The following is a 12,619-nucleotide window of genomic DNA, read 5'->3' as shown; positions in this document are numbered from 1 at the left end:
CCACTTCCGCGCCTGTACCTCACTGGGCCTCACCTAGATGGTTTCCCCCCGGCCTACCCTCAAAATTCCTACATCGTACAAGATGTGGCTGAGGCTGAACGAATTGTTGAACGGTTAGTAAATCAGGGAGCTTCGGCTATGAAGGTCTACTTCCGGCTACCGCTGGATCTGATTCGGCAGGTGTGTGAAACTTCCCATGCATTAGGAATTCCGGTAACCGCCCACTTAGAAATTACCGATGCCCGTGATGCAATAAATGCCGGACTCGACGGGATTGAACATATCACTTCGTTCGGTACTACTTTACTGCCACTGTGGGAAGCCGAAAAATACCGTCAAGCTATGCTTAGTGACAATAACTACCGAAGAATCGGCCGCTACGATGTTTGGAACAAACTAGACACCACCCAAGCTACCGTTGAAGAACTGGCAGATTTTTTGGTAGAGAAGGAAACCTTCGTCTGCCCTACCCTAGGAGCTTTTGAGTACCGATTGAGTGATGATAAACCCGATACGCTACGCCACACCGGCTTTGAACGCATGCTGAATATCACCGGCTATCTCCACCGACAAGGTGTACGAATGGTGGTTGGCTCGCACGGGCATATTCCCTACGCCGACTGGGGCTGGTCGTACCAGCGGGAGATGGAACTGATGGTTGAAAGTGGCATTCCGATCATGCAAGTATTGGTAGGAGCCACTTTAGAAAATGCCAAGTTCTTGCGTATTGCGGAGAAGTTGGGTAGCGTGGAAGTAGGTAAGCAAGCGGACTTATTACTGTTGGAAGGTAATCCACTGGAAGACATCCGAGCGATGTATCAAATCAACCGGGTTATGCTCAATGGAAAGTGGGTAACGCCTTGATTTTTATCTTCTTACAACTTCATTGCTACAAATTTTCTAATCATCGCATTATCTATACTCTAGATACTGCAGATTTGTAGTGTTTACGTAATACTTCTCTTAATCTTAATGCGGAAGTTTCGCAATATTGGTAGCTGTCCTGTATATTGTGCCAAAATATTTGAGGGCTAAATGAACTGACTATTTATCATTAGCCTTTCTTCTCTGTTGGGTATGATAGTACAACCAACATTTTAATCCTTTACTACTACGCATGAGTGTGAGTTATCCACTGGTTTCGCTGTGCTTACTGTTTGGTTTAAGCAACTGTCAGCGAGCCAATTTTCAGCCCGAGGCTATTGATCAGCACTACGTTACTTTTGGTAAAGGTGGAGGAATGGCGAATAAGGTAGATACGTATTATTTGCTACTAAACGGCCGGATGTATCAGCACAACAGCTTAACTGAGGAATATACTTCTCTACCTCGCTTAGATAAATCAGCCCGCAATCAGGTATTTGCACAGGCGCAACAATTATCTGATACTAACTTTGGTTGTCAGGAACCCGGAAATATCTATTATTTTCTTACTATACATACCGATACCGTTCGGCAATGTACTTGGGGAAGTTCAAATTACAGCCCTCCCGCAAGCATCACTTCATTTTACGAATACCTTCATCAATTAACTTCTAACTAGCCATGACCCGTACGCTACCCTACTTACTATTGTTAGGCTGTTGGTTCAGTAGCAACGTATTATTTGCTCAATCAGCACCGTGGGATATTAAAAAGCAGCGTAACCAATCTACGCAAGCTCCTACTTTTGAGTACCGCACGATCAACGGTGCCAAGAAGCAATCCGCTCGTGTAACGAACTTTCCAGCGAAAGCGAAGGGTATCCTGCCGTCTTCCAATCTTCGGGTGCAGGGCGGAACTTCCCAGGAGCCCCCGCGTGAGATTCGGGGCGTTCTTCCGCCAGTGGCTAATCAGGCAGCCCGCGTTAGTAATGATCTTCCGGCAGCGGCTAATTTCTATTTGCGGGGAGTAGCCGACCTAATGCAAATCAACGATCCTACGCTAGAATTTGTGCCTAAGCAACAGTGGCAGGATACGCAAAGCGCGCAACATCTACGACTACAGCAGCAGTACCAGGGAGTAGAAATATACGGTAGCGAAATCATCGTCCACGCCGACCAACTAGTCGTACAGGGACTGAACGGACGCTACCTCGCTACTCCGCAGGCACTCAATACTATTCCTTCTGTTACCAGTTCTGAAGCTACCCAAGTTGCTTTAAGTCAATTTGAGTCCATCATTAGCTTTAGTGAAGAACAAAAGCAGTTACTACAGTACAGCGGCCCGGAAACGAAGCTGGTTATTCTACCCACCTGGGTAGCAGCAGGCCAGCCTCAGTTAGCCTGGCAAGTAATGGCCCGCCCCGATATGTTAGATTACTGGGAGATATTTATTGATGCGCAAACTGGTAAGTTGATTCAAAAAACCAACCTCACCTGTAGTTTCGTTCCGGAGATGTATTTACCCGATAGCGAAGCTGATCTACACCACCATCATCATACTACCTCCAGTCACACTACCACTTCTTCTCCCCTACGCTTGTCAAGTGCTTCCCGCGGAAGTGGTTTTGATCTTAATAACCGAGATCAAGAACTAAATATCTGGCGAGCATCCGATGGATTCGGACTTATTGACGCTTCCAAGGATATGTATAGAAGTCCGGCCGGAACCGCTATTCAAGACTTGGAAGGAGTAGTGATCACCTACGATGCTTTGAGTGAACCGAAACCAGAATCGGTAAGCATCGTCACCAGTACCAACGGGGTATTTACTGACCCGGCCGCGGTATCTGCTCACTACAACGCTTCCATAGCTTACGACTATTTTCGTCAGAGACACGGCCGACTTGCTATTAATGGAACTGGGGGGAATGTTCTATCGATAGTGAATTACGTAGAGGACGACGGTAGCGGTATGGATAATGCTTTTTGGAACGGCACATTTATGGTGTACGGCAACGGCGACGTGGGCTTCAAACCACTAGCGGGGGCACTAGACGTCGGCGGACACGAGATGAGCCACGGGGTGATCGGAACTACCGCCAACTTAATTTATCGTAATCAGTCCGGGGCAATTAATGAACATATCGCTGATGTATTTGGGGTACTGATCGAAGGCGAAAACTATTTGCTGGGCGAAGATGTGGTAAGCCGTGACGTATTCGCATCAGGAGCATTGCGTGATATGGAAGACCCCCACAACGGCGGCACATCTTTGGGTGACCGAGGGTGGCAGCCCGATCATATGCTCGAAATTTATACGGGCGATCAGGATAATGGCGGTGTACATATTAACAGTGGCATTCTCAATCGGGCCTTCTTCCTGCTAGCCAGTGAGATTGGTCGTGAGCGAGCCGGAGATCTTTACTACCATGCCCTTACCAATTACCTTACCGCCAGTTCGGAGTTTATTGATTTGCGACGCGCCTTACTTAATTCGTCCAATGACTTGTTTGGATCGGTAGAAGGGCAGGCCGTCGTGGCCGCCTTTGATGCAGTAGGGATTTCTCAAGAAATTGTTGATAATGAACCGGGCGATGAAGAGGAGGAAGACGAACTACCTACCATCGCTGGCAGTGAGTTTCTACTCACCGTGAACACCGATGGCGACGACCGTAATGACTCCGGTGAGATTAATAGTTTATACTTGGTTGATCTGGAAAATGAAAGCTTTAAGCCTATTTCCACCTCTACCGTTCAACGGAAGCCTACTGTAACCGACGATGGTAGTACCGCTTTTTTTATCACGGAGGATGAAACTATTCATGGCATCGAGCTGTCGGAACCGTACGAAGAAATTATTATTAGCGATACTTCTTTCTGGTCTAACATTAGTATTTCTAAGGATGGAAACCGGTTTGCCGTAATATCCAATCAAAAACTCCCCGAAATATGGGTATTCGACCTTACCCGAGAATCTGACAATCTCGTTAGGTTCGAACTGTACAATCCTACTACCCAGGAAGGAGTCACTACGGGTGAGGTACAGTACGCGGATGCTATTGAGTGGGATTACTCCGGCGAGTATCTTATTTACGACGCGTTCAACCAAGTGCAAAGTTTCGGTTTTGCCGAGTCTATTGAGTACTGGGACGTTGGCTATCTAAAAGTATGGGACAATACCGCCAATGATTTTGGGGATGGTACTATTCAGAAAATTTTCACTAATCTACCGGCGGGCACCAATATTGGAAACCCTTCATTTGCTAAAACCAACCGAAATATTGTGTGCTTCGACCTATTCAATGCCGAAGAAGACACTTATCAGATTATTGCGACGAATTTAAGTACGGGGAAAACAAATGTAGTCTACGAAAACAACACGTTGGGCTTTCCCAGCTACTCCAGCGATGACCAGTTTATGGTTTTTGATGTTATTGATGATGAAGATCGACCGGCAGTAGGACAGATAAGCCTCAACGAAGACAAAATCTCTTCTACCGGAGAGCTGAATACAACCTACTACTATGCTCAATGGACAAGTTGGTTTAGTCAGGGAGACCGCATAATCAATAGCTCCGAGAAGAACCTATTAGACTACGATATAGCCGTAGGCGGAACCACCATCGCCGCTACAATTACCTCCGACAGCGTTTTATTAACATTACCCGAAGGTACTGATCTTAATAGCTTAGTAGCCCGCTTCACAAAGTCGCCTAACTCGCAAGTATACGTAGGTGAGTTTCTCCAGCTAAGTGGAGTATCCAGCAACGAGTTTAGCAAGGTGATAGATTACACCGTAGTAGCTCAAGATGGTAGCACCCGGGTTTATCACGTAGCTGCCAAAGTTGAAAATTCAAACAATCCGGAACCGGAACCTGAGCCAGTTCCCGACCCAGTCACTTCAATAGGTAACCAACCAGAAACAGAAGCGGCAGTAGTGTACCCCAATCCTTTTGAGCAGGAGCTATACCTAAGTAGAGTGCTTCCGAAAAATTGTCAAATTAACTTATCGGATGTGTTAGGCCGTTCCTACAATACAGTGATTAACCAGAAAAAAGTGATAGTACCGCAATCATTGAAACCTGGCGTATACTTTTTAACCATACAGACTCCGAATTATACTCGAACGGTCCGCTTGCTTCGTAAGTAATATCATCACTGAAGAATAGAGTGTATCATAAGCTTATGACTTTTAGTGTTGATGAACCTAACGGTAAGTTATTGAAAATGAATGTATTATGGTGTTATATAGAGTTTTTGCTCTTATGAACAGCTCGGCAATTATTTCTTTACCGGTACGCTTAAGTTGACTTCAAAATCATCGCCAACTAAGAATCCTAGTAAAGGTCCTTTAATGCCGTACTTCTCCCGGTCTACTGTAAAACTTCCTTTAAACAATCCGGTATCACTGCTTTGGGTGAAGCTAAATGGAAAGGAAATTTCTTTTTTTATCCCATGTAGGGTTAGCATTCCAATCATCTGGTAACTGTCACTCAACGCTTTTACCTGGGTTGAGCGAAAGCGTATTTCGGGATACTGTTCAACATCAAACCAACTATCTCCACGAGCGTGTTTATTTTTAGTTTTGTTACCAGTATCAATGGTTGTGGCATCTAAAATTATATTAAACTGAGCTTGTTCTGGTGCGCTAGAATCAAAAATAATTGTTCCTCTAAGTCCTTGAAACGTACCCTCAGCCCCTGAGCCGGAAAACTTTACCTCGTAATCATCAGCGATGGACCACTCGCTGAGAGTATCAGAAGCAAAGGCTAGCAGTGATAAAGCTAGTGCTATAAGTAAGTATTGGGTAACTAATTTCATAGATATTTGAATTAAGTCCACAATCGTCACAATTGAAGTGGTGGTACTGTTTACGGTAGCGAAAGCTAACTAGATTTCCGAACAGCGTCAACCACCTTGTTAATATGGCAGTAGATTTGGTAAGATTTATAATAAAAGCCATTTTTAGTTAGGTTGTTTTGAATGACTACTTTTTCTAACTAGATTCAATACTGCTAATCCAACGACATACCTATGCTAACCAATCGAAGACAGTTCCTTAAACAGGCCGCAATCGGTGGAGCTGCCCTAAGCGGACTTCCGCTGCTTTCACCTTCTGCTCTCGACATTCAACCTTATTCCAATCTAAAAATCACCAAAGTACGCTATTATAGTGCTCCCGATTATAACAAACCATTATTTAATCAAGCCCGGGGAATTGTTGAAGTACATACCGACGGAGGTATTATTGGCATTGGGGAAGGAGGTTTTAAAGATACCATAGAACAGTGCGCTCAGATGCTGATCGGTGAAGACCCGTTCCGGATTGAGCACCTTTGGCAGTACGTGTACCGCGGTATGTTTTATCCACCCGGACGAGAAAAACTTCATGCTTTGGGCGCGTTGGAAATGGCTCTGTGGGACATTAAAGGAAAAGCGCTGGGCGTACCAGTGTATGATCTACTTGGCGGTGCTACCCGAGACTACGTAGAATGTTACGCTACCGGTTTCAAATCTTCAGCGGAAACGATCGAAGAAACCGCCCAGGCCTGTATTGAAGCGGGACTACGCGCCTTCCGTATTGGCCCCACCGGAGGAAACGGGAAAGATGCCTTTGACTTTTACCAAAACGCCAAGACGACTATTGACCTCTGCCAGCGAATAGATACGGCCGTAGGTGGCTCCGGCAATTGGGCCATTGATCTGCATACTCGATTCGATACCCCTGAAGCCATCAAGATTTGTGATGCGCTGGAAGAATTAGAGCCTTACTTTGTAGAAGATATTGTTCGCTCGGAGAACCCCGAAGTGTACCGTACGATCCGACAGAAAACTAAAGTACCGATTGCCGTAGGCGAACAATTCGGGGACCGCTGGGATAGCAACGAACTCATTGAAGATCACCTAATTGACTACACTCGCTTTACCATTCCTAATACCGGAGGTATCGCTGAGTTTAAGAAACTAGCCGCTATTTGTGAAACTCATTACGTGGGCATGATTCCTCACTTTACCGGGCCACTCTCAACCGCTACCCTGGTACACGTGCTTGGTTCCAGTAGCCCTACGCGCTGTATGATGGAGTTAACTGGTGGACAGCCCGAACGCCCGGCTTACTTTAATGAAGATTACGTTAACTTTAGAAACGGGAAACTTTATCTAAACCCCAAACCCGGCTTAGGAGTAGAATTTGATCCGGAACAAGCCGACTTCGTAATGGAAGTTACAGAAAATTCCCAATTCCCCCACCCTATTCTGAAAAGCCCCGATGGCTCTATTCATAATTGGTAAAATGCTTTGTAATTAGTCATTAGTCAACCAACCAATATGAAATTTAACTTATTGAAAGCCAGCAGTATATTTTTTCTTTTAATCAGCTCAGCGATTGTTCTATCAGGTTGTTCCTCGGGTAGTCAGGAACAGGCTACTGACGAAGTAGCTAGTCCGCACTTAAAATTCACTGATTATTCAAATCTGAAGTTGGGATTTACTACTCAAAATTTTTTGGCAGCTTTGCCCGTCTCGCTGGAAACTAGTAAGCAGTTTATAGATTATGCCGCTGAACAGGGCTATGAGTGGCTGGAGCTGCGAGACCCGAACGCGGATTTATCGATAGAAGAAAGCCAGGAGATTGCGGCTTATGCCCAAGAAAAAGATATAGAAATAAGCTACGCCATTCAGAAAGGGTTACTGGACGATGACTTCTGGCCTACGTTTGAGAAAGGGCTACAGAATGCTATGGCATTTGAAGGACCTAAGTTCATCCGGTCGCTGGCTAGTCTGTCTGAATTTGCCAGTGATACCACGAAGCAGGGTTGGACTGACGAAGAATTAGTAATGGCGGTTCAATACGCCGATAGTGCGGCCGCACTGGCGAATGAAGTTGGTTTACAGTACGTAATCGAAAACGGAGGTGAGCCTTTCTTTGGGAAATCAGACCAGTACTTTGGGGTAGCCGATCTGTTTGCCAAGACGAGTGAACAAGTAGGCTGGCAGTTTGACACGGCTAACCCTTTTAGTGTGGCCCGCATTCACGGTGCCACGGATAGTGTCCGAAATTTTCTGCAAGCAAATATGGATAACCTATTTTACATTCATTTAAAATCAGCGAGAAACGGTCAAGCCCAAGAAGTGTTGGGTAAAAACCCCCTACCCCTACCCGAAGTGCTGCAACTTCTATCCGAACATTCGGTATCCTACGTAGCGGTTGAACTTCAGGCAGTAGATGATAAAGAATTGGCTTTCGCTAACCAGGAGAATAGTCTGATTTACTTAAAAGCTCAAAATATTATTAACAACAGACAGTAGTATGCCCGTAGAAAAAGCGAAAGCAGCTCCTTCACCTTTTCAAAGAGTTTGGTTATTTCTATTAAGCATTGGCCCGGGTTTGTTTTGTATTGGCTACACGGTTGGCACAGGAAGTGTTACTTCGATGGCAAAAGCGGGTAGCCAATTTGGTATGCAGCTGCTGTGGGTACTCATGCTTAGCTGCTTCTTTTCTTGGGTGCTCATGGAAGCTTACGGGCGTTATGCTGTCGTCACCGGAAACACTGCTATCTACAGTTTCAGAACTCGTCTAAAAGCCGGAAAACTAATCGCAATTACGATAGTAGTTGGTATTATCATAGCTCAGTGGAATTCACTTTCGGGAATCTTAGGGCTCAGTGCTAATGCTATTTATGAAACAATTCTGTTATTTCAGCCCAACCTACCTGCGGAGAACTATTGGGCCGTATTGGGTATTGCCATCTTTCTGATTTTAACTATGTATTCGCTACTGTGGGTGGGTCAATACTCATTTTTTGAAAAGGTACTAGTTGTTTTCGTTACCCTGATGGGAGTATCGTTTCTTGTTTCTATGTTTGTGGTATTTCCTCCTCCGTCCGATATCTTGAGTGGATTAGTTCCGATAGTTCCAGATGTAGCAGGTGGTAAGTTATTAGTAGCGGCATTTGTAGGAACAACGATGGCAGCCCCTACTTTTGTCGTTCGTCCATTATTAATGAAAGGTAAAGGCTGGAATCAACAAAATATTAAAGAGCAGTCGCGTGATGCCCTAACTTCAGCGATTATCATGTTTTCAATTAACTTGGCTATCATGGCCGCTGCTACTGGTGCTTTGTACTACGAAGGTAAAACCATAGAAAAAGTACTGGATATGGTTTATACCTTGGAGCCAGTAGCGGGACGATTTGCAGTAGTGCTGTTTATGGTAGGAGCTCTCAGCGCGGGTTTGTCTTCCATCTTTCCAATAATGATGGTAGCACCACTCCTAGTTGCCGATTATCAGCACGGTGAGCTAGACACAAATTCAACTCGGTTTAAAATACTGACGGGCATCGCCAGTGTAATTGGACTTAGTATACCCATTTTGGGAGCTAATCCGATAGCAGCTCAAATCGCTACCCAAGTAGCGAGCGTTTTTGTACTTCCCCTAGTGATAGGTGGAATTATGTACCTAATTAATCAAAAAGATCTAATGGGAAGTCAGGTTGCTGGATGGAAAATGAACGTAGGGCTAGTTACAGCATTTTTGTTTGCCTGTATTATATCCTATACTGGTGTAGTTGCCTTATGGGAATTAATCTAGTGAATAGCTTACATAATATAATGAACACGTTTTAAAGCTATTATCTAGGACTACCCGGATATGTTATTCATTCTATACCAATTCATCCCCATAGTTCAGTAAAGATAAGTAATTAGATTTAACATAACTTTAATTCCATAACGTCTGAAATTATAAGATTAAAACTATAAACTCTTCTATTTAACGAGAAGAAATTTATTCAGAGAATAATAAACCAGCTAGCCGTCCAAACTAAAAGAACAAATTGATACAATCTGAAGTATAGCAGAATATATAATGTAAAAACTATTCTAACGAAATGCTTGAAGAAAGCTTTCAATTCCTTTTTTGTCTACCATTACATCAGTTCCACGTTGAACAACGAAATCATTTAGCTCAGTAGGATCAAAATAAGTTAAAGAGAAAACTCCAGGATGCGACTTTTTGTACTGCTTTAAGATTTCTTTAGTAATCTGAGATTTGCGTTTATCGGGTATTCTTATCATGCTTTTAGAACAAAGGTTGGCTATAAAAAATTCACCTAAGGCTTAAATCTATACAATTACACCTAATATAGGCTTATTCTACGATAAGTAAAATAAGTAAAATAAACCTGCTATGCATTATTTCAGCATCCGACGAATACCAAGTTCCAACCCACGGAGCTCAGCTAGCCCGCGCATTCGTCCTACGCCTGAATAACCCGGATAAAAAGTTCGATTATCATCAAACAAGAATTGATGCCCATGATCCGGTCGCATCGGAATAGCTATATCTTCTCTTCCATTTTCTACTCTCCTTTGCTGCTCACGGATAACAGCTTCCATCACCGCACTCATATCGGTGCTTCCTTCCAAATGATTAGCTTCGTGAAAGCTGCCATCACTATTGTGTTGCACATTACGAAGATGAAGAAAGTGAATATGACTGCCTAACCGTTCAATCATGCCGGGCAAATCATTATCCATTCTACCACCCAATGATCCGGTACAGAAAGTGATACCATTACTAGATGAAGGCACGCTGTCCATAATAAACTGTAGATCGGCTTCCGTGCTCACTACCCGAGGTAATCCTAAAATCGGGAAGGGTGGATCATCTGGGTGAATCGCCATTTTGATGCCCACTCTTTCGGCTACTGGAATAATTTGCTCTAAAAAATAAACGAGGTTTTTATGTAATTGCGGAGCATCGACCTGCCGGTAACGCTCCAGAAAATCGTTAAATTGCGCTGGAGTAAATACTTCATCGGTACCCGGTAATCCCGCTAAGATTGTTTGTTGAAGTGTATTTTTTTCTTCGTCAGCCATAGACGAAAAGTAAGCTTCAGCCTCAGATTGCTGCTTTGGAGAATATTGTTCTTCCGCCCCTTTACGCTTTAAAATAAATAACTCGAAGGCAGCTAAAGCTTGTGGGTTATAGCGAAGAGCAAATGAGCCATCTTCTACCGGATATGCTAATTGAGTGCGCGTCCAGTCGAGCACTGGCATAAAATTATAGCAAACCAAGTGGATGTCACATGCGGCAAGATTACGCAGAGTCTGTTGATACCGCTCAATGTTTTTGTCTCGCTCGGGCGTACCCATCTTAATACTTTCGTGAATATTCACACTTTCTACTACTGACCAGTTAAAGCCAGCTGCTTTAAGGACTCGTCGGTGTAGTTGAATTTCTTCTACTGACCATACCTCGCCGCAGGGAATGTGATGAAGAGCGGTCACAATTCCCTGCGCGCCAGTCTGCTTAATTTCGGCTAGGGTTACCGAATCCTGTGGGCCAAACCAACGCCAGGTTGGGTACAAAAAATGACTAGACGGACTCATCATACTCCACTAAATGAACTAAAGCCACCGTCAATAGGGATTATTGTTCCAGTTACAAACTTAGAAGCTTCACTCGACAGGTAGAGTATGGCCCCATTGAGTTCTTCCGCTTCACCAAACCGTTGCATCGGAGTATTCTGAATGATAGTATTTCCTCGGTCCGTTAAAGAGCCATCTTCATTGGTTAGTAATCTCCGGTTTTGTTCCCCAATGAAGAAACCTGGTGCAATCGCATTAACCCGAATACCATCGCCAAACTTTAGCGACATTTCGGCGGCCATCCACTTAGTGAAAATATCGATACCGGCCTTAGCCAGAGAATAGCCCAGCACTCTCGTAATAGAATGAGTAGCCGCCATAGAAGAAATATTAATAACACTGCCTGACTTCTGGTCGGCCATCACTTTTCCTAAGACCAACGTGGGTAAAACCGAACCAATTAAGTTTAAATCTAATACTTTCTGTAACGCTTCAATGGATACGTCAAAAACAGTCTGGTCAGGGGCTACCGTAGCTCCCGGCATATTTCCACCAGCAGCATTAATTAGTACATCAATTCTCCCCCACTCATCAAGTATCTTCTGCTTAACACCTTCTAGCTTCGTCTGAGAAGTTACATCGCAGGGGTAGCCAGCCGCATTTTTGGAGATGCTATGAAGTTCTTCTAGTTTACTGTCGATGGCTTCCTGATTCAGATCAAGAATAATCACCTTAGCTTGATTCTCTAACAGCATAGTTGCCATCTTACCGCCTAATACGCCGGCTCCGCCAGTAATAACTACAATTTTTTCAGAAACATTGAATAGGTTGGTTTTCATAAATTCTTTAGTGGTTTGAAGACGGAAGTATAGAGCGGCTTCCTATTGAGACAGAAGTCGGAAGTCCATAATATGACTTTAGTAAGTTTCATAACGTTTTCTTTCATTTAATTTTATCTCTGAAGGCTACCAGCATATTTATGAGGTTATAAACGATATTATATAGACTTTCAAATCTTTCGTTAGAAATATATCTTCTGTTTTTTGCTTTATGTAAGCATGTAACCACTTCCGCCAGAGAACGAATTGCGTAGCCGATAAATTTTTTAAACTCTGGATTAGACTGGCCTATTCAACGCTACTGAGTCTGTTGCCCTTCTAATCTGAGAAGAAAGATTATACATTTCTTCTTTAGGAAATCTTCTGGTTAGTTCATGCATATCTTCACCGAAACCCATTGCTTTTTGCCAGATAATTAACTTTTCAAACTTAAATCCTGCAATAATACATAATTACTTTTAACTTCCATTTTCTGACTTCCGACTTCGGTCTTCCATCCTCGAGATCCTCCTCTCTAAAACCCAAACTGTCGAGGTAGCCAAAGAC

12 protein-coding genes are annotated in these 12,619 nt (G+C 43.8%); 6 read left to right on the top strand and 6 right to left on the bottom strand.

What is annotated here, in order from left to right:
• The 3 genes from WBA23_RS01515 to WBA23_RS01505 all read left to right on the top strand — a co-directional run.
• Positions 1–864 (top strand): amidohydrolase family protein (locus WBA23_RS01515; protein ID WP_424580470.1); only part of this gene is annotated, 864 nt, incomplete at its 5' end.
• A 253-nt stretch (positions 865–1,117) separates the two neighbouring features.
• Positions 1,118–1,543 (top strand): hypothetical protein, encoded by a 426-nt coding sequence (locus WBA23_RS01510; protein ID WP_424580469.1) that lies wholly within the window; start codon positions 1,118–1,120, stop codon positions 1,541–1,543.
• Between the two features lie 2 nt (positions 1,544–1,545).
• On the top strand, positions 1,546–5,013 hold the full coding sequence (locus WBA23_RS01505; protein WP_424580468.1) for a M4 family metallopeptidase: 3,468 nt from the start codon (positions 1,546–1,548) through the stop codon (positions 5,011–5,013).
• A gap of 131 nt (positions 5,014–5,144) precedes the next feature.
• On the opposite strand, the gene WBA23_RS01500 is transcribed toward WBA23_RS01505, so the two are convergent.
• A complete protein-coding gene (locus WBA23_RS01500; RefSeq protein WP_424580467.1) occupies positions 5,145–5,684 on the bottom strand; it encodes a YceI family protein in 540 nt (179 codons plus the stop codon).
• Between the two features lie 213 nt (positions 5,685–5,897).
• Here WBA23_RS01500 and WBA23_RS01495 point away from each other — a divergent pair, with 213 nt between their 5' ends.
• Genes WBA23_RS01495 through WBA23_RS01485 form a run of 3 tightly spaced genes read left to right on the top strand, consistent with a single transcriptional unit; the run spans position 5,898 to position 9,453 of the window.
• Complete coding sequence (locus WBA23_RS01495) at positions 5,898–7,154, top strand: enolase C-terminal domain-like protein (protein WP_424580466.1); 1,257 nt, start codon at positions 5,898–5,900, stop codon at positions 7,152–7,154.
• Positions 7,155–7,190: 36 nt separating this feature from the next.
• Positions 7,191–8,171 carry a sugar phosphate isomerase/epimerase family protein gene (locus WBA23_RS01490; protein ID WP_424580465.1) on the top strand — a complete coding sequence of 327 codons (981 nt, stop codon included), beginning with the start codon at positions 7,191–7,193 and terminating at the stop codon, positions 8,169–8,171.
• Position 8,172: 1 nt separating this feature from the next.
• Positions 8,173–9,453, top strand: a complete 1,281-nt coding sequence (locus WBA23_RS01485; RefSeq protein ID WP_424580464.1) for an Nramp family divalent metal transporter — start codon at positions 8,173–8,175, stop codon at positions 9,451–9,453.
• A 290-nt stretch (positions 9,454–9,743) separates the two neighbouring features.
• Here WBA23_RS01485 and WBA23_RS01480 read toward each other — a convergent pair whose 3' ends face one another.
• The 5 genes from WBA23_RS01480 to WBA23_RS01460 form a co-directional block, all read right to left on the bottom strand.
• Positions 9,744–9,938: a hypothetical protein gene (locus WBA23_RS01480; protein WP_424580463.1), complete on the bottom strand. Its 195-nt coding sequence runs from the start codon at positions 9,936–9,938 to the stop codon at positions 9,744–9,746.
• Positions 9,939–10,055: 117 nt separating this feature from the next.
• Entirely contained in the window at positions 10,056–11,258 is a 1,203-nt protein-coding gene (uxuA, locus tag WBA23_RS01475; protein ID WP_424580462.1) for a mannonate dehydratase, read from the bottom strand.
• Positions 11,255–12,073: an SDR family oxidoreductase gene (locus tag WBA23_RS01470; RefSeq protein ID WP_424580461.1), complete on the bottom strand. Its 819-nt coding sequence runs from the start codon at positions 12,071–12,073 to the stop codon at positions 11,255–11,257. Before WBA23_RS01470 ends, uxuA begins: the two co-directional genes overlap by 4 nt.
• Before the next feature lie 103 nt (positions 12,074–12,176).
• Positions 12,177–12,302: a hypothetical protein gene (locus tag WBA23_RS01465; protein ID WP_424580460.1), complete on the bottom strand. Its 126-nt coding sequence runs from the start codon at positions 12,300–12,302 to the stop codon at positions 12,177–12,179.
• A gap of 49 nt (positions 12,303–12,351) precedes the next feature.
• On the bottom strand, positions 12,352–12,453 hold the full coding sequence (locus WBA23_RS01460) for a four helix bundle protein (protein WP_424580459.1): 102 nt from the start codon (positions 12,451–12,453) through the stop codon (positions 12,352–12,354).
• Positions 12,454–12,619 lie beyond the last annotated feature (166 nt).

It is taken from the genome of Tunicatimonas sp. (genome assembly GCF_049647865.1).
Taxonomy (GTDB): Bacteria; Bacteroidota; Bacteroidia; order Cytophagales; family Cyclobacteriaceae; genus Tunicatimonas.
The sequence above is the reverse complement of the archived record's forward strand: the minus strand, read 5'-3'. Positions and strand labels throughout refer to the sequence as shown.